At 62.2% G+C, this 19,589-nt stretch carries 23 protein-coding genes; 18 read left to right on the top strand and 5 right to left on the bottom strand.

Annotated elements, in window-relative coordinates:
• The first annotated feature begins 5 nt into the window (after positions 1 to 5).
• The gene (locus CXP40_RS15395; protein WP_106734463.1) at positions 6 to 452 is read left to right on the top strand and encodes a PAS domain-containing protein; all 447 of its coding nucleotides are present in this window, start codon (positions 6 to 8) and stop codon (positions 450 to 452) included.
• A gap of 66 nt (positions 453 to 518) precedes the next feature.
• Positions 519 to 1,127, top strand: coding sequence for a hypothetical protein (locus tag CXP40_RS15390; protein WP_106734462.1), 609 nt, complete (start codon positions 519 to 521; stop codon positions 1,125 to 1,127).
• Between the two features lie 21 nt (positions 1,128 to 1,148).
• Here CXP40_RS15390 and CXP40_RS15385 read toward each other — a convergent pair whose 3' ends face one another.
• Positions 1,149 to 2,102: a MerR family transcriptional regulator gene (locus CXP40_RS15385; protein ID WP_106734531.1), complete on the bottom strand. Its 954-nt coding sequence runs from the start codon at positions 2,100 to 2,102 to the stop codon at positions 1,149 to 1,151.
• 367 nt (positions 2,103 to 2,469) lie between these two features.
• Between CXP40_RS15385 and CXP40_RS15380 the strand changes: the two genes are divergently transcribed.
• From CXP40_RS15380 to CXP40_RS15350, 7 genes are all read left to right on the top strand, one after another.
• Positions 2,470 to 3,036 (top strand): antibiotic biosynthesis monooxygenase, encoded by a 567-nt coding sequence (locus tag CXP40_RS15380; RefSeq protein ID WP_106734461.1) that lies wholly within the window; start codon positions 2,470 to 2,472, stop codon positions 3,034 to 3,036.
• A 315-nt stretch (positions 3,037 to 3,351) separates the two neighbouring features.
• Complete coding sequence (gene folM, locus CXP40_RS15375; protein WP_106734460.1) at positions 3,352 to 4,062, top strand: dihydromonapterin reductase; 711 nt, start codon at positions 3,352 to 3,354, stop codon at positions 4,060 to 4,062.
• Between the two features lie 22 nt (positions 4,063 to 4,084).
• On the top strand, positions 4,085 to 4,645 hold the full coding sequence (gene folE / locus CXP40_RS15370) for a GTP cyclohydrolase I FolE (protein WP_003462453.1): 561 nt from the start codon (positions 4,085 to 4,087) through the stop codon (positions 4,643 to 4,645).
• Positions 4,645 to 5,016, top strand: a complete 372-nt coding sequence (folX, locus tag CXP40_RS15365) for a dihydroneopterin triphosphate 2'-epimerase (protein WP_003462464.1) — start codon at positions 4,645 to 4,647, stop codon at positions 5,014 to 5,016. The genes folE and folX overlap by 1 nt, the downstream gene beginning before the upstream one ends.
• A gap of 75 nt (positions 5,017 to 5,091) precedes the next feature.
• Positions 5,092 to 5,385 (top strand): DUF1244 domain-containing protein, encoded by a 294-nt coding sequence (locus tag CXP40_RS15360; protein WP_106734459.1) that lies wholly within the window; start codon positions 5,092 to 5,094, stop codon positions 5,383 to 5,385.
• A complete protein-coding gene (locus CXP40_RS15355; protein ID WP_106734458.1) occupies positions 5,382 to 5,723 on the top strand; it encodes a HopJ type III effector protein in 342 nt (113 codons plus the stop codon). The genes CXP40_RS15360 and CXP40_RS15355 overlap by 4 nt, the downstream gene beginning before the upstream one ends.
• Positions 5,724 to 5,886: 163 nt before the next feature.
• Positions 5,887 to 6,474 (top strand): putative glycolipid-binding domain-containing protein, encoded by a 588-nt coding sequence (locus CXP40_RS15350; RefSeq protein WP_099525695.1) that lies wholly within the window; start codon positions 5,887 to 5,889, stop codon positions 6,472 to 6,474.
• Positions 6,475 to 6,583: 109 nt separating this feature from the next.
• On the opposite strand, the gene CXP40_RS15345 is transcribed toward CXP40_RS15350, so the two are convergent.
• Both CXP40_RS15345 and CXP40_RS15340 read right to left on the bottom strand, forming a co-directional pair.
• Positions 6,584 to 6,913 (bottom strand): AzlD domain-containing protein, encoded by a 330-nt coding sequence (locus tag CXP40_RS15345; RefSeq protein WP_045734925.1) that lies wholly within the window; start codon positions 6,911 to 6,913, stop codon positions 6,584 to 6,586.
• Entirely contained in the window at positions 6,913 to 7,623 is a 711-nt protein-coding gene (locus CXP40_RS15340) for an AzlC family ABC transporter permease (RefSeq protein ID WP_106734457.1), read from the bottom strand. The genes CXP40_RS15345 and CXP40_RS15340 overlap by 1 nt, the downstream gene beginning before the upstream one ends.
• Positions 7,624 to 7,879: 256 nt before the next feature.
• On the opposite strand from CXP40_RS15340, the gene CXP40_RS15335 reads away from it, so the two are divergent.
• Genes CXP40_RS15335 through CXP40_RS15325 form a run of 3 tightly spaced genes read left to right on the top strand, consistent with a single transcriptional unit; the run spans position 7,880 to position 11,470 of the window.
• Positions 7,880 to 9,292 (top strand): di-heme oxidoredictase family protein, encoded by a 1,413-nt coding sequence (locus tag CXP40_RS15335; protein ID WP_106734456.1) that lies wholly within the window; start codon positions 7,880 to 7,882, stop codon positions 9,290 to 9,292.
• 10 nt (positions 9,293 to 9,302) lie between these two features.
• On the top strand, positions 9,303 to 10,364 hold the full coding sequence (locus CXP40_RS15330; protein WP_106734455.1) for an imelysin family protein: 1,062 nt from the start codon (positions 9,303 to 9,305) through the stop codon (positions 10,362 to 10,364).
• Between the two features lie 2 nt (positions 10,365 to 10,366).
• Positions 10,367 to 11,470 (top strand): DUF1513 domain-containing protein, encoded by a 1,104-nt coding sequence (locus tag CXP40_RS15325; protein WP_106734454.1) that lies wholly within the window; start codon positions 10,367 to 10,369, stop codon positions 11,468 to 11,470.
• On the opposite strand, the gene CXP40_RS15320 is transcribed toward CXP40_RS15325, so the two are convergent.
• Positions 11,471 to 12,496, bottom strand: a complete 1,026-nt coding sequence (locus CXP40_RS15320; RefSeq protein ID WP_106734453.1) for a LacI family DNA-binding transcriptional regulator — start codon at positions 12,494 to 12,496, stop codon at positions 11,471 to 11,473.
• Between the two features lie 372 nt (positions 12,497 to 12,868).
• On the opposite strand from CXP40_RS15320, the gene CXP40_RS15315 reads away from it, so the two are divergent.
• From CXP40_RS15315 to CXP40_RS15290, 6 genes are all read left to right on the top strand, one after another.
• Positions 12,869 to 13,696, top strand: a complete 828-nt coding sequence (locus tag CXP40_RS15315; RefSeq protein ID WP_106734452.1) for an NAD(P)-dependent oxidoreductase — start codon at positions 12,869 to 12,871, stop codon at positions 13,694 to 13,696.
• Positions 13,697 to 13,751: 55 nt separating this feature from the next.
• Positions 13,752 to 14,627, top strand: a complete 876-nt coding sequence (locus CXP40_RS15310; RefSeq protein WP_106734451.1) for an SMP-30/gluconolactonase/LRE family protein — start codon at positions 13,752 to 13,754, stop codon at positions 14,625 to 14,627.
• A gap of 77 nt (positions 14,628 to 14,704) precedes the next feature.
• Positions 14,705 to 15,679 carry a TRAP transporter substrate-binding protein gene (locus tag CXP40_RS15305; protein ID WP_106734450.1) on the top strand — a complete coding sequence of 325 codons (975 nt, stop codon included), beginning with the start codon at positions 14,705 to 14,707 and terminating at the stop codon, positions 15,677 to 15,679.
• Positions 15,680 to 15,738: 59 nt separating this feature from the next.
• Positions 15,739 to 16,266 carry a TRAP transporter small permease gene (locus CXP40_RS15300; RefSeq protein ID WP_106734449.1) on the top strand — a complete coding sequence of 176 codons (528 nt, stop codon included), beginning with the start codon at positions 15,739 to 15,741 and terminating at the stop codon, positions 16,264 to 16,266.
• The gene (locus tag CXP40_RS15295) at positions 16,267 to 17,547 is read left to right on the top strand and encodes a TRAP transporter large permease (RefSeq protein WP_106734448.1); all 1,281 of its coding nucleotides are present in this window, start codon (positions 16,267 to 16,269) and stop codon (positions 17,545 to 17,547) included. It begins immediately after the preceding gene.
• A gap of 247 nt (positions 17,548 to 17,794) precedes the next feature.
• Positions 17,795 to 18,700 carry a DMT family transporter gene (locus CXP40_RS15290; protein WP_106734447.1) on the top strand — a complete coding sequence of 302 codons (906 nt, stop codon included), beginning with the start codon at positions 17,795 to 17,797 and terminating at the stop codon, positions 18,698 to 18,700.
• Positions 18,701 to 18,780: 80 nt separating this feature from the next.
• Here CXP40_RS15290 and CXP40_RS15285 read toward each other — a convergent pair whose 3' ends face one another.
• Positions 18,781 to 19,536, bottom strand: coding sequence for a FadR/GntR family transcriptional regulator (locus tag CXP40_RS15285; protein ID WP_099525710.1), 756 nt, complete (start codon positions 19,534 to 19,536; stop codon positions 18,781 to 18,783).
• Between the last annotated feature and the right edge of the window lie 53 nt (positions 19,537 to 19,589).

Genomic DNA, 19,589 nt, shown 5'->3' with positions numbered 1-19,589 from the left:
GACTCATGATCAATGCCAAACTGCTGCAACTGGTAGTCGACGCCTCCAACGATGGAATCGTGGTGGCCGAGCAGGAGGGCGAAGACAATATCCTGATCTACGCCAACACGGCATTCGAACGCCTGACTGGCTACCCCAGCGATGACATCCTCTACCAGGACTGCCGCTTCCTGCAGGGCAGTGACCGGGCCCAGTTCGGCTTGCAGGCCATTCGCGAAGCCGTCAAGGCCAGCAAACCCTGCCGACAGATCATCCGCAACTACCGCAAGGACGGCAGCGCTTTCTGGAACGAGCTGTCGATCACTCCAGTGCTCAATGAAAGCGACCAACTGACCTACTACATCGGCATCCAGAAGGATGTCACCGAACAGGTCGAAGCCAAGCAGCGCGTACGCGAGCTGGAGGTGGAGGTGGCGGAGCTGAAGGCCGAACTGGCGCGTCTGAAAAGCTGACGAACGGATAAAACTATCGTCTGGCGCGGCAGTCAGAAGGGTTTGCCCCCTTGCAGTATTTACTCCATGCAAAGCGACCCGCTGCTGACTCAGGACGAACTGGATTTCCTCCAGAAGATCCTCTTCAAACCTCCGCAAAAGCGGCGCTCTACCGCAGCGCCGCAGTTGGCTCTGGGCGATCGACTCAGTGAGCTTCTGGCTCGCCTGGGCAACGAAGAGCAGCTAAGCCTGGACACTCATACCGACAATCAGCATCTGAGCTTTCCCCTGCACCTGATTCAGGACGACCACAGCCAGTCGCGCCTGGAACTGGGGGCCCCGCTGATCTTCGAACAAGGGGTGAACGAACGCCCATGGCGCCTCGTTCTACCCACTACGCTGACACTGCTGGACAGCAGCGACCAGCCCAGCGGCCTGAAGGCGCTGGAGCTATCGAACAATGGAATCCTGGTGGAATACAGCAAAGCAGGCATGCCGGCCAAGGATCAGCTGCTACAGCTGATCTTGCCCCAGGAGCGTCGCGTTCAACTGCGCGCGCAACTGGCAAGACGTGTCAGCCAGACGTGTTACGCCTACAGCCTGCAGACGCTACATGAAGAAGATGAACAGACCCTGCGTCAGTACCTGTTCGAACAGCACAACGAACAACAACCGCAGACCGTAGCAGCCAACTGAGACTCAGCAGCCAGGGCCATCTCAGGTATCGAGATGGCCAGCCAGGAACTGCTGCAGACGACGCTGCATCAGACGCCCTTCGTTACCCAGGCACGCGATGGGCGAGCCGGCCAAGCTCTCCTCCGCCAGATCGGCACTGTCTCCGGCCAGCAGCACCGGACATTCCAGACCAAGCGCCAGACGCGCCAGTTGCCGCGGAAATTCATCACCTGGCGGCTGATTACTGAAAACCACCAGCGCCTGCGGCTGCATGCGTTCGCAAACCAGGGCCAGATCGGCCATCGGAACACCGGGCCCCATCACCGCCACGTCGACGTCCTGATTGCCCAACAGCAACGCTGCAACCAGCAGCTCAAGCTCTCGGCAGTGGCCAGGTAGCGCCACCAGTAGCACGCGCTCGCGCGAATCATCGCGTCCCAGTTGCAGTCGCTGCCAGCAACGCCCACGCAGGAAGCCGTCGAGCATCAGCCACTCGCCGCGCTGACCGACTTCGTCCTGACGCAGCAGAAGCTCCTGCCAGACCGGCATGAAGATGCTCTGAAATACCACCTGCAGTGGATAGCAGGAGAAAATCTGCCCGTACACACGCTCAAGACGAGACTCATCGAAGTTCTGCAGCGCGCTGCGCAGTTGATCCTGCCACTGACTCCAGTCGTCACTGACGACGTCGTTGTAGGCGGGCGTGGCGACGCTGCGACTGCTGGCGCTCTTGGCCAGGATCGAACCAACCTTGCTGACCGCGACGCCACGCTCGATCCAGGCGAGGATGCTGCGCACCGCGTCGATGTCGGCCTGCGAATACAGGCGATGGCCGCTATCGGTGCGTGTCGGCTGAATCAGGCCGTAACGCCGCTCCCAGGCACGCAGGGTGACCGGATTGACACCGGTAAGGCGGGAAACCTCGCGAATGGGGAACAGCTCTTCCTGTTTCAAAGCGCTGGACGCGAGCGATGTGACGGAGGCGAGTTCGGGCATGGTTTCGGGCATCACGGCAACGAATATTCGGCAATTGTAACCCAGCAACAGCTCACTGGCATTGTGCAAGATATGTACAAAACCATACCAAGCACAACATCAAGGATAACGGCAGCCTCAAGCGCGGTGTTTATCCATGCCTGACGCCCTTCACCGAACCATCGCACACAGCCCATGCCCTTGAATGGTGCAAATCCCGGACAAGATTTCTCCTTTAACCCGTCTGGAGCCCCTTGTCAGGCGGGGCTGGCTAATTTTCGTAAAACGGGAATAATCCTTGCTGCAATTTTCGTCGAGCACACCACCCCGTGCTCGATCGCGCCCTACGCCACACCCCGGCTGGCGGCAATACTCGAGGAGATACACAATGTCCCCCGTAACCCTGATGGTGGCGCGCCGCGTCGCCAATGGTCGTTATCACGACTTCATCGCCTGGCTGCGTGAAGGCGAACACCTGGCCACCGACTTTCCGGGCTATCTCGGCTCCGGCGTGCTGGCACCGCCCGCCGATGACGATGAGTTTCAGATCGTCTTCCGCTTCAGCGACGAACAGACCATGGCCTCCTGGGAGCATTCCGCTTCGCGCCAGGCGTGGCTGCAGCGTGGTGCGGGACTTTTCGCCCAACCGCAGGAAAAGCGCGCAGTCGGCCTCGATGCCTGGTTCGGCAGCGCCCACCGCCAAGCTCCGCGCTGGAAGCAAAGCGTGGCGATCTGGCTGGCGTTCTTTCCGGTGTCGCTGGCTTTCAATCTGCTGTTCGGCCCCTGGCTTGCCGACCTGTCGCTGGTAACCCGCGTACTGCTGTCGACGCTGGCCCTGACACCCCTGATGACCTACCTGTTCATTCCGCTGTCCACGCGCCTGCTGGAACCCTGGCTGCAGGGCAACTACCCGCAGCGCCTGAGCCGACGCGCCGCCAGCCTCGGTAAATCCTGATCGCTCCCTCCTCCCCCATCGGCCAGCCTCGCGCTGGCCGATTTCGTTTTACAAGCCGCCGACACCTATACAAAAACAACAATCCGTACAAGTAAAGTATAGAAAGCACCTACCCAGAACTCCGGTAAAAAGCCTTTAAACTCAGTTAAATAGGCTTACACACCGACCCTCATAGCAAAAACACATGGCACGCACGATTGTACAAGCTGCAGCTCTGGTATAACTTTATCCGAGGTCTGCCGAGTATCGCTTGTCACGGGTCAAGTGACCTGAGACGTAAACGTCCGGCCTTTCCATTTTTCATGCGAGTCGCACATGAGCGCTGCCAGCTTTCCCATCCTGATTACCGGCGCCGGCCAGCGAGTGGGCCTCTACTGTGCCGAGCGCCTGCTCGACGCGGGCCAGCCGGTGATCATCAGCTACCGCCACGAGCGCGACAGCATCGCGCAGCTGCGTGAGCGTGGCGCCGTCGCCTTGCAGGCCGACTTCAGTGACGAGACCGGCATTCTGGCTTTCATCGAACAGCTCAAGGCGCAGTGCAACGGCCTGCGCGCGATCGTGCACAACGCCTCGGATTGGCTGGCCGAAACACACGGCGAAGAAGCCGATGCGTTTCGCCAACTGTTCAGCGTGCACATGCTCGCGCCCTACCTGATCAACCTGCACTGCAGTGACCTGCTGCTGCAGTCGGAACAGGCCGATATCGTTCACGTCAGCGATGACGTGGTACGCAAGGGCAGCGCCAATCGCCCCGCCTACTGCGCCAGCAAGGCAGGCCTGGAAAGCCTGACGCTATCGTTCGCCGCACGTCTGGCGCCGCGCATCAAGGTCAATACCATCGCCCCGGCCTTGCTGATGTTCAACACTGACGATGACGACACCTACCGTACCAAGACGCTGGCCAAATCGGCGCTGGGCATAGAACCCGGCCCGCAGGCCTTCTACCAGACCTTGCGCTACCTGCTGGACAACTCCTACGTAACCGGAACCACCCTTACCCTCAACGGCGGCCGCCACCTCAAGTGACGCGGCTGCTCAGGACACTGCCATGAGCCAACCTCTTTCCCAGCAATACCGCGAGATTCTCGTAGGCCTCGGTGAAAACCCAGAGCGCGAAGGTCTGCTCGATACGCCCAAACGTGCCGCCAAGGCCATGCAGTATCTATGTCATGGTTACCAGCAGTCGCTGGACGAGATCGTCAACGGCGCGCTGTTTGAGTCCGACAATGACGAGATGGTGATCGTCAAGGACATCGAGCTGTACTCGCTGTGCGAACACCACCTGCTGCCCTTCATCGGCAAGGCACATGTCGCCTACATCCCCACCGGCAAGGTACTCGGGCTGTCCAAAGTGGCGCGCATCGTCGACATGTATGCACGGCGCCTGCAGATCCAGGAAAACCTCACCAAGCAGATCGCCGATGCCATCCAGCAGGTGACAAATGCCGCTGGCGTCGCGGTGGTGATCGAGGCCAAGCACATGTGCATGATGATGCGTGGCGTGGAGAAGCAGAACTCGGTGATGAGCAGCTCGGTGATGCTTGGCGCTTTCCGCGAGTCCTGCAACACTCGCCACGAATTCCTGCAACTGATCGGACGGAACAACTAATGCCGCGACTGGAACCCGGAATGGCGCGTATCCGCGTCAAGGACCTGCGCCTGCGCACCTACATCGGCATCAAGGAAGAAGAGATCAACAACAAGCAGGACGTGTTGATCAACCTGACCATCCTCTACCCCGCCGTCGATGCGGTAGAGGTCAACGACATCGAGCATGCGCTGAACTACCGCACCATCACCAAGGCGATCATCGCCCATGTCGAAGGCAATCGCTTCGCCCTGCTCGAGCGCCTGACCCAGGAAATCCTCGACTTGGTGATGACCCATCAGGCCGTGCGTTACGCCGAAGTGGAAGTGGACAAACCGCATGCCCTGCGTTTCGCCGAGTCGGTATCCATTACTCTGGCAGGCCATCGCTGACAGCCGCCTTCGGCGGCTTGTCGCCTCCCTGCGCGGCTCTTATCATCGCCGCCACCTAATCCCGGAGAGCCCACCATGACCGAGCAAGAACGCCTCGAACTGGAAGCTGCAGCCTTTCGCGCATTGGTGCAGCACCTGCGCAGCCGTCCTGACGTGCAGAACATCGACCTGATGAACCTGGCCGGTTTCTGCCGCAACTGCCTGTCCAAGTGGTACAAGGCCGCCGCCGACGACTTCGGTGTCGAGATCAGCGCCGACCTGGCCCGCGAGACCGTCTACGGCATGCCCTATGCCGACTGGAAGGCCAAGTATCAGAAAGAAGCCTCCGCCGAGCAGAACGCTGCATTCGCAAAAGGAAAGCATGAATGACCGCTCTCAACGAGCTGCGTAAGCGCCTGCAACAGGATGACTACGCCTTCAGTGAAACCCTGGCGTTCGTCGCCGTGCACTACGACTATCAGCCCAGCGCGTTCCGCAACGGTGACGTGGAAAACGCAGCCGGGCAGAACGAAGGCTCCTGCAAGACCCTCGGCCTGGCTCTGTTGGAAGGCTTGAGCACGGAAGAAGCGCTGCGTGCTTTCGGCGAGCACTACCGCAGCGTGCTGGCCACGCCGCAAGGCAGTGACCATGGCAACATCCGCGCGCTGATGGTGCATGGCCTGGACGGCGTGAAGTTCGAACAGCAACCGCTGAAGTCGAAAGGCTGAATCTATAGCGCAAAAACCTGCGCAACTGTCGGCAAAAGCTGACAGACATCACATCGCTATCGCTTTATCCTGCGCGCCATAACAAACATGGAACACGAGGGAACGTGTTCTGCGCGCAGTGGCGCCCTTCCCTCCTGTTTCGCGCTCGGCATGGAGTCGACCGATGCAGCAAACCCTGGTATGGAAACCCTGGTACACCCCCGGCGTGGAAACCCTGCGTCTGAGCCAGGATGCCAATGGCATCCATGCGACCAGCCATCTCATGCAAGTCATCAAGGGCGACAGCATCGTTGCCAACTATCTGATCGATTGCGACCCGCGCTGGCGCTTCCGCCGTCTCTGGCTGAAAGTCGACAACCACGGCCAGCGCAACCTCTGCCTGCAGCGTGATCTGCGCGGCAACTGGCTGCTCAATGGCGTACCGCGTCCCGATCTGCAGCAATGCCAGCACGTCATGCTCTCGGCCTCGCCCTTCACCCACACCCCAGCCCTGCAACGCAGCGCCCTGGAAGCCGGGCAGAGTGATGAGATGCAGGTCGCCTACATCGACATGCTCAGCCTCAAGGTGGAACCGCGCCAGCAGCGTTATCACTGCCTGCGTCGTCGCCCAGGGGAAAGCCTCTACCGCAGCCAGGCCGAAGGGCGTGCGCACGAGGAACTGAGCGTCGACGACCAGGCGCTGCTGCTCAAGGCAGACGAGCAGTACCTGCGCCTGAGCCAGCGCGACCTGAAGGTCAGCGCGCTGGTGTAGCGGGTTTCCATCGCCCCATCCCGGTAGGGTGCACCACGCGCACCGCGAACACAGCGGTACCTGCCTGGTGCGCGCAGCGCACCCTACGCAAAGCCAGGGCAGGCGCCACTCAGATCGGTAACTGCCCGAACGCCCAGCGCAGCAGAAAGAACACCAGCAACCCCCCACCGATAGTCGCCAGCAAGTGCCGCGTGAACGCCGCGATGGCAATGGCCGCCACACCTGCCAGCAGGTATGCGTTGCTCCAACTCAGCATCCACACCTGTCCGTCCGGCATCAGCATGCCGGGCACCACAATGGCCGTCAGCACCGCAGTCGGCACGTAATGCAGCCCCTGCCTGATCAGCGGCGGAAAACGCAGATCAGGGAAGGCAAACAGGCTGTAGCGGGTGATGAAGGTGATCGCCAGCATGCCCAGAATCAGCAACCAGATATCCATCAGAGCAACTCCTCCTGCAGCGCCGGTTTGCGCCGTTCCAACCACACGCCGACGACGATGCCACTGGCCGCAGCAGCCATCAGCCCAAGCTTGTAGGGCAAGGCATGACACGCCAGCGCCACGGCGCCCGCCACCAGGGCCGCAGCGACCTGCGGTTGGTTACGTAACATCGGCACGACGATGCCGATGAAGGTCGCCAGCATGGCGAAATCCAGCCCCCATTCACCGATATTGGGCACCGCCTGGCCGAACAGCACGCCGACCAGCGTGCACAGCTGCCAGTTGCAGTACATGGCCAGGGCCGCGCCGAGAAAGTACCAATGGCGGTAGGTGCCTTGGCCACCCTGCGCATAGCGCTGCACCACCACCGCATAGGCCTCATCGGTCAGGCCGAAGGCCAACGGCACGCGCCAGCGCTTGGGCAGATGGCGGACGTGGGGCTGCATGCTGGCGCTGTACAGGGCATGGCGCAGATTGACCACCAGAGTGGTCAGCAGGACCACGGCGATACCGGCGCCACCGCTCAACAGGCTGATGGCGATGAACTGCGCCGAACCGGCGAAAACCAGCAAGGACATGCCCTGGGTCTGCCAGGGGTCGAGCCCGGCAGCGCCTGCCAGGCTGCCGAAGATGATGCCGAATGGAATTGCGCCGAGCAGCATGGGCAGCATGTCGCGGGCGCCCTGGGTGAATTCGTGTTGACGGGACATGGAACCTCCTTGGGCAGGCGAGCTTAGCCAAACGCCCCTGGCAGGTCTTGAATGTTCTTGCTCTCAATCAGCACCATTCTCTGAAGCCGCAGCCATTGCATAGATAATCGAAGAAGCTGATGGCAGGGAAGGAATGATGCCGGCATCCCCCCGCGACCTCTGGCCGCGTCTAGATAACGCTAATCCATCTTATTTAAATTCCGTTAGCCTGCTAATCTTGGCGCCCCGCTTCCCTGCCAGTTCGGATTGTTCCTTGATGTCGCCGCTCCAGCGCTGCCTGCTGCCCTTTCTGGCCCTGTCTTTGATCGCTTGCGAACAGCAGCCTGAGTTCACCCAGGCAGAGCCTGGTGAACACCTCTCGGCCGGTGCGGCGACGGTACGCAAGTTCGATCAAAACGCCTTCTCCCTGCCTTCGGCGAACCTCGCACCCAGCCGTCGCCTGGATTTCGCCGTGGGCAACAGCTTCTTCCGTAATCCCTGGGTCACGGCGCCAGCTACCACCACAGCACGCGATGGCCTGGGCCCGCTGTTCAATACCAATGCCTGCCAGAACTGCCATATCAAGGACGGTCGCGGCCATCCGCCAGGGCCAGATGCGGTCAGCGCCACCTCGATGCTGGTGCGTCTGTCTATACCGGCCGGCCCGGAACATGCCGAGGTGCTGATCCACCAGGGCGTGGTCGCCGAGCCCACTTACGGCACCCAGATGCAGGACATGGCCAACCCCGGCGTCACCCCCGAAGGCAAGGTCCGCGTGAACTACAGCGACGTGCCGGTACGTTTCGCCGACGGCACGCAGGTGGAGCTGCGCAAGCCGCAGTTGGTCATCAGCCAGCTCGGTTACGGCGACATGCACCCCGATACCCGGTTCTCGGCACGCATCGCCCCGCCGATGATCGGCCTCGGCCTGCTCGAAGCCATCGCCGAAGAAGACATCCTGGCCGGCGCCGATCCGGATGACGCCGATGGCGATGGTATTTCCGGTCGTCCCAATTGGGTCTGGGACCGCCAGCAGCAGCGCAGTGCACTTGGCCGCTTCGGCTGGAAGGCTGGCCAACCCAACCTCAATCAGCAAAATGCCGAAGCCTTCGCCAATGACATGGGCCTGACCAGCTCGCTGATCCCTCACGACAACTGCACCACGGCGCAAACCGATTGCCTGGCCGCGCCCCATGGCGGCGAACCGGAAGTCAGCGACAACATCCTCGCCAGCGTGCTGTTCTACAGTCGTAATCTGGGCGTGCCGGCACGGCGTGACGTCGACTCGCCCGACGTGCTCAAGGGCAAGAGCCTGTTCCACCAGGCCGGTTGCCAGAAGTGCCACACTCCCAGTTTCACCACATCGGCTGATGCCGCCGAGCCGGAACTGGCCAGCCAACTGATCCGGCCGTATACGGACATGCTGCTGCACGACATGGGCGAGGGGCTGGCCGATGGCCGCGAGGAGTTTCTCGCCAACGGTCGTGAATGGCGCACGGCGCCGCTGTGGGGCATTGGTTTGACGCAAACGGTCAATGGCCATACTCAGTTCCTGCATGACGGCCGTGCCCGTAACCTGCTGGAAGCCATTCTCTGGCACGGCGGCGAGGCCGAAGCGGCAAAGCAGCAGGTGCTGCGTTTCGATAGCGATGAGCGAGCAGCGCTGCTCGCCTTCCTGAATTCTCTTTAAGGAGCCTGCGATGTTGCACAAAACCCTGATCGCCTCTCTGCTCGGCCTGGCCCTGGTCGGCTGCGGCCAGCAGGACCCGAAAGCCAAGGTCAGCGCGGCGCTGACCGATGGCGTGCTGTTGCCGGCCTACAGCAGCTGGCAGGAGGCCGACCGCCAGTTGGCCGTGAATGCCGAAGCCTTCTGCGCCGGCAACGCCGATCTGAGCACCGCTCGCCAGGCCTTTCTCGGCGCCCAAAGTGCCTGGGCCGGCTTGCAGCCGTTGCTGATCGGACCGCTGGCCGAAGGCAACCGCGCCTGGCAGATTCAGTTCTGGCCAGACAAGAAGAACCTGGTCCAGCGCCAGGTCGAAGCCCTGCTGAAGAACAAGCCGCAGCTGAGCGCGGATGACCTGTCCAATGCCAGCGTGGTGGTGCAGGGCCTGACTGCCTACGAATACATTCTCTTCGACCCCAACCTGGACCTCGCCCAGACCGAGCAGAAAGCTCGCTACTGCCCGCTGTTGCAGGCCATCGGCAAGCACCAGCAAGCCCTGGCCGCGGAGATCGTCGGCGAGTGGCAAGCCAAATCTGGCATGGCCGAACAGCTGAAGCAGTTTCCCAACGAGCGCTACGCCGACGCCAACGAGGCCATCGCCGAACTGTTGCGGGTTCAGGTCAGCGCTTTGGACGGCCTGAAGAAGAAGCTCGGTGCCCCGATGGGCCGCCAGAGCAAGGGCATCGCCCAGCCTTACCAGGCCGAAGCCTGGCGCAGTGCCGCCAGCCTGGCCAACCAGGGTGCGGCGCTGGCCAATGCCGAACTGCTGTGGCACGGCAGCAACCGTGATGGCATTCAATCGCTACTGGGCGAGGATCAGGTCGACCTGGCCAAACGCATCGACGCCGCTTACCAGGACACCCGTCAGCGCCTAGCTGCACTCGACAGCCCACTGGTCGAACTGCTCGCCGACGAAGCCGGTCGCACCGCCCTGAACGAGCTGTACGACAGCCTCAATCGCCTGCACCGCCTGCAGGAAAGCGAGCTGGCCAAAGCGCTCGGCGTGCAGATCGGCTTCAACGCCCACGACGGAGACTGAGCATGCAACGCAGAGCCTTCCTCGGCCTCAGTGCAGCCGCCGCCAGCCTGGCGGCCGCGGGTGCCTTTGGCGGCTGGACGCTGTTCGGCCCATCAGGACAACCGTTGCTGCTGTCAGCCCGTGACGATGGCGACGGCAACCACTACGCGGTCGGCTATCGCCTCGACGGTGAACGCGCCTTCGCCACTCCGGTGAACGAACGCTGCCATGACGTGGTGCCGCACCCCAGCCTGCCCATGGCCTTGTTCGTCGGCCGCCGCCCCAGCACCGAGAGCTACCTGATCGACACCCGCGACGGTCGCCTGCTGCAAACGCTGTCCTCGCCGGCCGGGCGTCATTTCAACGGCCACGCGGTGTTCCACAAGGGCGGCGAGTGGCTGTACGCCACCGAGAACGACACCACCGAGCCAGGTCGTGGCGTGATTGGCACCTATCGCCTGCAGGGTGAGCAGTTGCTGCGCGCGGCTGAACACAGCAGCCACGGCGTAGGCCCGCACCAACTGCTGTGGATGCCCGATGGCGAAACCCTGGTGGTGGCCAACGGCGGCATCCGCACCGAGGCGGAAAGCCGCGTCGACATGAACCTAGACGCCATGCAGGCCAGCCTGGTGCTGATGCAGCGCGACGGCAGCCTGGTCAGCCAGGAGTATCTGGCCGACCAGCAGAACAGCATCCGCCACCTCGCTGTCGCGCGCGACGGCACGGTGGTCAGCGGCCAGCAGTACATGGGCGACCTGCACGATCAAGTGCCGCTACTGGCGATCAAACGCCCCGGTCAGCCCTTCCAGCCGTTCGCCCTAGGCGAGCCTCAGCGTGCGGCGATGAACCAGTACACCGCCAGCGTCGCGATCCATGACGAGCTGCGCCTGCTGGCGATGACCGCACCGCGCGGCAACCGCTTCTTCATCTGGGATCTGGACAGTGCACAGGTGCGCCTGGACTTGCCGCTGCCGGACTGCGCAGGTGTCGGTGCGGTGGCCGATGGTTTCGTGGTGACCTCGGGCCAGGGCCGTTGTCGCCTGTACGACTGCCGCGGCGAACGCATAGCTACCCAGGCTCTGCAGCTACCCGCCGGGTTGTGGGACAACCACCTGCGTCTAGCCTGATCAGGCGCTGCCGCGTTCGATCAACTCGAAACCGACATCCATGCGCAGCGGCTGACGCGCAGCCGCCGGCTCGGCAATACGCGCCAGCAGCGCATCGGCGATGGCGCAGCCGATACGCGGCCCGTCCACTCGCACGGTGGAAAGCGGCGGATGGGTATGGGCGGCGCTGGACAGGTCGCCGAAACCCATCACCGCCAGATCCTCAGGAATGCGCAGGCCGCGGCTGAGCGCCTCGGCCATCACCCCTTGCGCCACGGTGTCGGAACTGCAGACCACCACGTCGCCAGCGACGCCCTCGCGCAGCAGTCTGCCCAGCCCCTCGCGGCCAACCGCCAGAGTCGCTGGCGCGGGCAAAATCTGTGCGGCCACCGGCGCGTCTACAAAGCCTTGCAGCGCCTCCGTCAGGCTTCGATAACGGCGCATGCCACGTGGATCATCGATGCCCACCACCGACACGCGACGGTAGCCCTTGCCGATCAGATAGCTTGCCACCGCCTGGCCAACGGCCTCGTGCGAGAAGCCGACCAGCATATCCACCGGGTGCTCACACAGATCCCAGGCCTCGACCAGGGGGATACCGACTCGCGCCAGGCGCTCGCGGCTGGCCTGGGTGTGCTCGGTACCGGTCAGCACGATGCCATCCGGTCGACGCCCCAACACCGCCTCGAGCAAGGCTTCCTCCTGCTCCGGACGATAGCCGGTCAGGCCCAGCAGGGTCTGATAGCCCGCCGCTGCCAGGCGGTCGGTCAGCGCCTGCACGGTGTCAGCGAAGATCGAGTTGGCAATGGTCGGCAGGAAAATCGCCACCAGCCGACTACGGCTTGAAGCCAGCGCCCCCGCGGCAAGGTTGGGGACATAGCCGGTCGCCCGAACCGCTTCCAGCACGCGCTTACGGGTCGCATCGGTGACCACTTCAGGCCGGCCGAGCGCACGCGATACGGTAATCGGCGACACCCCTGCAACCTTGGCGACATCGATCAAAGTCGGGGCCGCACTGCTGCGGATGCCAGCAGGTTTCCTGCCCATGTCACGCCTCCAGTCACTCGAACACCTCGCATAAGGAGGCACGCCAACCTGATCGAGATATGTTGTCATACAACTTTAGTCAAACAGGCATCGAGCATACCGACCCTGCACCAGCCTGATGCCACCCGCACTGCTCGAAAAAACTCTACCAACACGATTAACTGCCGTGATAGAGCCAACCAAGCTATATTTCCGCTCCCCAGATCGACTCACTGAGCAGACTGAATCGGCTCAGTTACGAGCAAACGAAAGACCTCGATTTCCACCTCTGTCGCGTTGACATTGCCGAAGTGGGTGCTGATAATCGATCCAAGTCATACGACAACGTATGACAAACCAATAACAACAAGCAACAAGAGTCCAGGCCCCGCCATGACCACGACCTCCAGCGAACTGCGCCCCTTCAATCGCCTGCTGCTGACCGGCGCCGCCGGCGGCCTGGGCAAGGTACTGCGCGAACGCCTGCGCCCCTACGCCACTATCCTGCGTCTCTCCGATATCGGTGAGATGGCCCCTGCTGCCGGCCCCCACGAAGAAGTGGTGCGCTGCGACCTGGCAGACAACGCCGCCGTGCATCAACTGATCGAAGGCGTCGACGCCATCCTGCACTTCGGTGGTGTATCGGTCGAGCGTCCCTTCGAGGAAATTCTCGGCGCCAACATCAGCGGCGTATTCCATGTCTACGAAGCGGCCCGTCGTCACGGCGTGAAACGCGTGGTGTTCGCCAGCTCCAACCATGTCATCGGTTTCTACAAGCAGGACGAACACCTCGACGCCAGTTGCCTGCGTCGCCCGGATGGCTACTACGGCCTGTCCAAGTCCTATGGCGAAGACATGGCCAGTTTCTACTTCGATCGCTACGGCATCGAGACCGTCAGCATCCGCATCGGCTCGTCATTCCCCGAGCCAGCCAACCGCCGCATGATGAGCACCTGGCTGAGCTACGACGACCTCACCCACCTGATCGAACGCTGCCTGTACGCCCCGAACGTTGGTCACACGGTGGTCTACGGCATGTCTAACAACCGCGACGTGTGGTGGGACAACAGCAAGGCCGCGCACCTGGGCTTCCAGCCCAAGGACAGTTCGGAAATCTTCCGCGACAAGGTGGAAGCACAGCCAATGCCTGCAGCCGACGACCCCGCACGTATTTACCAGGGTGGAGCCTTCGTCGCCGCTGGCCCGTTCGGCGACGACTGAACACGGCGCCACCGCTGCCCTACGCCATAACAACAAAATAGAGCGCCTGAATGCCATGACAGCCGAACTAATTGTCGATGCGCGCAACGCCACGGGTGAAAGCCCAGTCTGGAACGCTGCCGAACAGGCTTTGTACTGGGCCGATATCCCTGCCGCCCGCCTGCACCGCTGGTCCGCGGCTGATGGTCAGACGCAGAGCTGGCAGGCTGACGAGATGCTCGCCTGCATCGCCATGCATCCCGCTGGTGGCTGGATCGCAGGCATGCAGAGCGGCATCTTCCACCTGCGTCCGCAAGACGATGGCAGCGTAAAAGCCGAGCGCCTGGCGCAGGTCGAACATGCCCGCGCGGAAATGCGCTTCAACGATGGCCGCTGCGACCGCCAAGGCCGCCTCTGGGCCGGCACCATGCTGCTGGACATGGCCAAGGGCGCACGCGTCGGCGCGCTGTATCGCTACGACGGCCAGCTGCAGAAGGTACTCGACGACCTCATCGTGCCCAACGGCCTGGCCTTCAGCCCTAACGGCCGCACCATGTACCTGTCCGATTCGCACCCGAGCGTACAAAGCGTCTGGGCCTTCGATTACGACACCGAGAGCGGCACGCCGCGCAACCGCCGCCTGTTCATCGACATGAAGCAGCATCCAGGCCGCCCCGACGGCGCAGCGATGGACGTCGACGGCTGCTACTGGATCTGCGGCAACGATGAAGGCCTGATCCACCGCTTCACCCCCGATGGCCGCCTCGACCGTTCACTCGCCGTACCGGTGAAGAAGCCCGCCATGTGCGCCTTCGGCGGCGCGAATCTGGACACCCTGTTCGTTACCTCGATCCGCCCCGGCGGCGACCTCTCCGACCAGCCATTGGCCGGCGGTGTGTTCGCTCTGCAAGCCGGCGTCTGCGGCATAGAGGAGCCGGTTTTCCATCCCTGACCCGATTCACCCCGGGCCGTTCGCGGCACCGGACTCACACTGCTGTACACCAACAACAACAAGACGGAGTTTTCCGCATGAACCTGAAACGTAAGTTGCTTCTCGCCACACTTCCTCTAGCGCTCGGTCTGTCCTCCTTCGTGCAGGCCGAGACGACCCTGAAAATTGCCGAAATCCACCCGGCCGGCTACCCGACCGTGGTCGCCATGGAGAGCCTCGGCAAGAAACTGGAAGCGGCCACCAACGGTGAAATCAAATACCGCATGTTCGCAGGCGGTGTGCTGGGTTCCGAGAAGGAAGTGATCGAACAGACCCAGATCGGCGCCGTCCAGCTGACTCGCGTCAGCCTTGGCTCGGTCGGCCCGGTAGTGCCTGCCACCAACGTCTTCAACATGCCGTTCGTGTTCCGCGATATCGACCACATGCGCAAAGTGGTCGACGGTGAAATCGGTCAGGAAATCCTCGACGCCATCACCAACTCCGACTTCAACATGGTCGGCCTGGCGTGGATGGAAGCCGGTAGCCGCAGCCTCTACACCAAGAAGCCGGTACGCAAACTCGAAGACCTCAAGGGCATGAAGATCCGTGTGATCGGCAACCCGCTGTTCATCGACACCCTCAACGCCATGGGCGCCAACGGCATCGCCATGGACACAGGCGAGATCTTCAGCGCCCTGCAGAGCGGCGTGATCGACGGCGCCGAGAACAACTCGCCGACCCTGCTCGAGCACAACCACTTCCGCGCGGCCAAGTATTACACCCAGACGCATCACCTGATCCTGCCCGAGCCGCTGCTGATGTCCAAGACCACCTGGAACAAGCTGACTGCGGATCAGCAAGCACTGGTCAAGAAGCTGGCCAAAGAAGCCCAGCTGGAAGAGCGCGACCTGTGGGTTGCCAAGGAAAAGGCCAGCGACGAGAAGCTCAAGGCTGAAGGCGTCGAGTTCATCGAAGTCGACACCAAGCCGTTCTACGACGCTACCGCCCCGGTTCGTGAGAAGTACGGTGCTCAGTTCGCCGACCTGATCAAGCGCATCGAAGCCGTTCAGTAATCCACGCGCAAGCGCGCGGCGCCGGCATCTCGCCTGCGCCGCGCAACCGGTGAAGTCTCATGAAAAACCTGGTTCTGGGCGTCAATGACGCCATCTACCGTGCCTGTATCGCGACCGCCGGCCTGGCGATCGTGATCATGGCCACGATCATCCCCTGGGGCGTCTTCAGCCGTTATGTGCTGGGTCAAGGGCTGGGTTGGCCCGAGCCTATCTCAGTGCTATTGATGGTGCTGTTCACCTTCGTCGGTGCCGCTGCCGGCTACCGCGCGGGTGCCCACATGGCCGTAACCTCACTGACCGATCGCCTGCCTCAGTCACTGGAGCCGCTGATCACGCTGTTCGTGCGCCTGGTCATGGGCGGCATCGCGCTGTTCATGCTGATCTGGGGTTACAAGCTCTGCGCAGCGACCTGGAACCAGTACCTCAGCACACTGCCTTCGGTACGTGTCGGCATCAGCTACATGCCCATTCCGCTGGGCGGTTTCATCACCCTCCTGTTCGTCATCGAACAACTGCTGTACGGCGATCAACACAAGCGCCGTGCCGTCGACTTCGAACACACTGAAGATTCCAAGGAGGCAGTGTAAATGGATGCCGCCATTCTCCTGGGCAGTTTTATTGTCCTTATCCTGCTGCGTGTTCCGGTTGCTTATTCGCTCGGCGTTTCCGCGCTGATCGGCGCCTGGTGGATCGATATTCCCCTGCATGCCGTGATGATCCAGATCTCCGGCGGTGTGAACAAATTCTCCCTGCTGGCCATTCCGTTCTTCGTCCTGGCCGGCGCGATCATGGCCGAAGGTGGCATGGCTCGCCGCCTGGTGGCGTTCGCTGGGGTGTTGATTGGCTTCGTCCGCGGTGGCCTGTCACTGGTCAACATCACCGCTTCTACCTTCTTCGGCGCCATCTCCGGATCCTCCCTGGCCGATACCGCCTCGGTCGGTTCGGTGCTGATCCCGGAAATGGAAAAGAAGGGCTACCCACGTGAGTTCGCCACCGCCGTCACCGTCTCTGGCTCGGTACAGGCGCTGCTCACCCCGCCCAGCCACAACTCGGTGATCTACTCGCTGGCGGCCGGTGGCACCGTCTCCATCGCCGCGCTGTTCGTGGCCGGTATCGGCCCGGGCCTGTTGATGAGCGCAACCCTGGCCACGCTGTGCCTGTGGTTCGCCAAGAAGCGCAACTACCCGAAGGGCGAAGTCATTCCGCTGCGCCAGGCGATCAAGATCTGTGTGGAAGCGCTGTGGGGCCTGATGACCATGTTCATCATCCTCGGCGGCATTCTCTCCGGCATTTTCACCGCCACCGAGTCCGCTGCAGTGGCCGTGATCTGGGCCTTTTTCGTGACCATGTTCATCTACCGCGACTACAAGTGGAGTGAACTGCCGAAGATGCTGCATCGCACCGTGCGTACGCTTTCGATCGTGATGATTCTCATCGCCTTCGCTGCCGCGTTCGGTTACATCATGACCCTGATGCAAATTCCGTCGAAGATCACCACCGCGTTCCTAACCTTCTCGGACAACCGCTACGTGATCCTGATGTGCGTCAACTTCATGTTGCTGGTGCTGGGCACGCTGATGGACATGGCGCCGCTGATCCTGATCCTCACCCCGATTCTGCTGCCTGTCGTCACCTCTTTCGGTGTAGACCCGGTACACTTCGGCATGATCATGCTGGTCAACCTGGGTATCGGCCTGATCACGCCACCGGTAGGGGCTGTGCTCTTCGTCGGCGCCGCAATCGGCAAGGTCACCATCGAAAACACCGTGAAGGCACTGCTGCCGTTCTACGTGGCACTGTTCATGGTGCTGATGTTGGTGACTTACGTCCCGGCTATCTCCCTGTGGCTGCCGAGCGTCGTGCTCTGACAGCAACCCGGGCATTGAACGACAACGCCGCCCAATCGGGCGGCGTTTTGCTTCAGGGCCAAGAGTCTTTTCAAAGTCTCGCGAGCTAGAGCCATGCAAGGCGAAACCAGGTAAAGAACGGTCGGAGTCGCGCTCGACTTTACGCGCTGTAAATGAGCATTCTGAGCCTGGTTTCAACGCAGCATGGCCGACGCGCAGCAGACTTTGGATAGGCTCTGAAAAGGCCATGACCAATAGGACTTTCGTCATGCAAGGTTCCACCCCGTTTCCGCGTCACATCGCCGTCCTGATCCTCGCCACACTGGCTTGCTCGTTCGCGGGCAACCACATCGCTGCGCGGATCGCCTTCGACCACGACACCGGACTGCTGCTAGCCATGCTCGCGCGTGCCGGCGTGACGCTGGTCGCGCTGGCCGCCTTGGTACTGTGGCGACGTGAATCGCTGAAACTGGGTCGCGCTACCTGGGGCTGGCAAATCCTGCTGGGCCTGCTGATCGCCATCCAGAGCTTCTGCATCTACTCGGCGGTAGCGCGTATTCCAGTGGCGCTGGCACTGCTGGTGGTCAACCTTTCACCGATCCTGCTGGCTTTGCTCACCTGGGCGCTCGGCGGTGCGGCGCCAACCCGCCAGGCGCTGGCCATCATGGGCGTGATTCTCTTCGGCCTGGTGCTGGTGCTCGATGTTCCGGGTCGCCTGGCCAGCGCCGATGCGCCAGATGGTGAGTGGGTCGCCGGCATCCTGTTCAGTCTGACCGCTGCCGCCGTGTTCGCCGTGGCGCTATGGATCACCGAAAATCGCCTGTCGAAAATTGCCGGCTCGGTGCGCAGCATGCTGACCCTGGCGGTGGTGTTTAGCGCCTCGACCCTGCTGGGTAGCAGCGGCCTGATTCCGGGCGGTCTGAGCCTGCCCAACGCCAGCGCTGGCTGGATCGCACTGGCCTGCCTGGTGCTGCTCTACGGCGCGGCCTTCTCCACCCTGTTCATCTGCATGCCGCGCCTGAACATCGCGCGCAATGCACCCGTGATGAACATGGAGCCGGTGGCCGGCATGATCCTGGGCTGGCTGGTTCTGGGTCAGGTACTGGGGGCGTTGCAGGTCGTCGGTGGTCTGATCGTGGTCGGCGGCATCGTCGCCCTGGCCTACCGCCGCTAGAGGGCGGCATGCGCGTCCAGTTTTCCCTACCGCTAAAACGCACTCGGCGGCTCAAGGCCGCCGAGTGCATTCAACAAGTTTCAGCCGTGCAGCGCTTCCGCCTCGGCTGCTTCGTGCGCCTGACGCAGACGCTCGCGGCTGTTGGTCAGGTGCAGGCGCATCGCTGCCCGCGCCGCCTCGGCATCCTGGCGCGCGATGGCTTCGAAGATCTGCTCATGCTCGCGCTCCAGGCGCGCCATGTAGTGGGTCTGATCGTCACGCGCCAAGCTGGCGGAATTGACCCGGGTACGCGGGATGATGCTGGTGCCCAGGTGACTGAGAATATCGGTGAAGTAGCGGTTGCCGGTGGCCTCGGCAATGCGCAGGTGAAAATGGAAGTCCGAGGAAACTGCATCGCTGGCATGCATCGCACTCTCGTTGATGGCATCCAGCGCCTCGCGAATGGCCTTCAGTTGGACGTCATTACGACGCTGAGCAGCCATCCCGGCAGACTCCACCTCAAGGCTGATACGCAGCTCAAGAATGGCCAGCACATCGCGCAAGGTGACGATTGTCGCCGGGTCGATGCGAAAACCACTGGCGCTGGGCGTATCCAGCACGAAGGTGCCGATGCCGTGACGAGTCTCGACCAGGCCAGCGGCCTGCAAACGCGACAGCGCCTCGCGCACCACGGTGCGACTGACGCCCTGCTCTTCCATGATCGCCGACTCTGTCGGCAGCTTCTCACCGCGCTTGATCAACCCATCGCGAATGCGCTGCGACAGATCGGCTACCAGTTCCTGAGCCAGACTGCGGTGCTTGCGACGAGCACGAGGTTGAGCGTTTTGCATTTCCATGGCGGACGAGTTCTCGAATTAAGACTTGAGGCTTTGCCGTAATGATAGCCTAG

The sequence above is a fragment of the Pseudomonas sp. YY-1 genome (genome assembly GCF_002843095.1).
Lineage (GTDB): Bacteria > Pseudomonadota > Gammaproteobacteria > Pseudomonadales > Pseudomonadaceae > Aquipseudomonas > Aquipseudomonas sediminis_A.
Note: the sequence above shows the minus strand (reverse complement) of the source record. Positions and strands in the feature narration are given on the sequence as shown.

Bases quoted from the DNA above. Each gene is read 5' to 3' on its own strand.
- CXP40_RS15395 (WP_106734463.1), top strand. From the start codon at position 6: ATGATCAATGCCAAACTGCTGCAACTGGTAGTCGACGCCTCCAACGAT.
- CXP40_RS15390 (WP_106734462.1), top strand. From the start codon at position 519: ATGCAAAGCGACCCGCTGCTGACTCAGGACGAACTGGATTTCCTCCAG.
- CXP40_RS15385 (WP_106734531.1), bottom strand. From the start codon at position 2,102: ATGCCCGAACTCGCCTCCGTCACATCGCTCGCGTCCAGCGCTTTGAAA.
- CXP40_RS15380 (WP_106734461.1), top strand. From the start codon at position 2,470: ATGTCCCCCGTAACCCTGATGGTGGCGCGCCGCGTCGCCAATGGTCGT.
- folM (WP_106734460.1), top strand. From the start codon at position 3,352: ATGAGCGCTGCCAGCTTTCCCATCCTGATTACCGGCGCCGGCCAGCGA.
- folE (WP_003462453.1), top strand. From the start codon at position 4,085: ATGAGCCAACCTCTTTCCCAGCAATACCGCGAGATTCTCGTAGGCCTC.
- folX (WP_003462464.1), top strand. From the start codon at position 4,645: ATGCCGCGACTGGAACCCGGAATGGCGCGTATCCGCGTCAAGGACCTG.
- CXP40_RS15360 (WP_106734459.1), top strand. From the start codon at position 5,092: ATGACCGAGCAAGAACGCCTCGAACTGGAAGCTGCAGCCTTTCGCGCA.
- CXP40_RS15355 (WP_106734458.1), top strand. From the start codon at position 5,382: ATGACCGCTCTCAACGAGCTGCGTAAGCGCCTGCAACAGGATGACTAC.
- CXP40_RS15350 (WP_099525695.1), top strand. From the start codon at position 5,887: ATGCAGCAAACCCTGGTATGGAAACCCTGGTACACCCCCGGCGTGGAA.
- CXP40_RS15345 (WP_045734925.1), bottom strand. From the start codon at position 6,913: ATGGATATCTGGTTGCTGATTCTGGGCATGCTGGCGATCACCTTCATC.
- CXP40_RS15340 (WP_106734457.1), bottom strand. From the start codon at position 7,623: ATGTCCCGTCAACACGAATTCACCCAGGGCGCCCGCGACATGCTGCCC.
- CXP40_RS15335 (WP_106734456.1), top strand. From the start codon at position 7,880: ATGTCGCCGCTCCAGCGCTGCCTGCTGCCCTTTCTGGCCCTGTCTTTG.
- CXP40_RS15330 (WP_106734455.1), top strand. From the start codon at position 9,303: ATGTTGCACAAAACCCTGATCGCCTCTCTGCTCGGCCTGGCCCTGGTC.
- CXP40_RS15325 (WP_106734454.1), top strand. From the start codon at position 10,367: ATGCAACGCAGAGCCTTCCTCGGCCTCAGTGCAGCCGCCGCCAGCCTG.
- CXP40_RS15320 (WP_106734453.1), bottom strand. From the start codon at position 12,496: ATGGGCAGGAAACCTGCTGGCATCCGCAGCAGTGCGGCCCCGACTTTG.
- CXP40_RS15315 (WP_106734452.1), top strand. From the start codon at position 12,869: ATGACCACGACCTCCAGCGAACTGCGCCCCTTCAATCGCCTGCTGCTG.
- CXP40_RS15310 (WP_106734451.1), top strand. From the start codon at position 13,752: ATGACAGCCGAACTAATTGTCGATGCGCGCAACGCCACGGGTGAAAGC.
- CXP40_RS15305 (WP_106734450.1), top strand. From the start codon at position 14,705: ATGAACCTGAAACGTAAGTTGCTTCTCGCCACACTTCCTCTAGCGCTC.
- CXP40_RS15300 (WP_106734449.1), top strand. From the start codon at position 15,739: ATGAAAAACCTGGTTCTGGGCGTCAATGACGCCATCTACCGTGCCTGT.
- CXP40_RS15295 (WP_106734448.1), top strand. From the start codon at position 16,267: ATGGATGCCGCCATTCTCCTGGGCAGTTTTATTGTCCTTATCCTGCTG.
- CXP40_RS15290 (WP_106734447.1), top strand. From the start codon at position 17,795: ATGCAAGGTTCCACCCCGTTTCCGCGTCACATCGCCGTCCTGATCCTC.
- CXP40_RS15285 (WP_099525710.1), bottom strand. From the start codon at position 19,536: ATGGAAATGCAAAACGCTCAACCTCGTGCTCGTCGCAAGCACCGCAGT.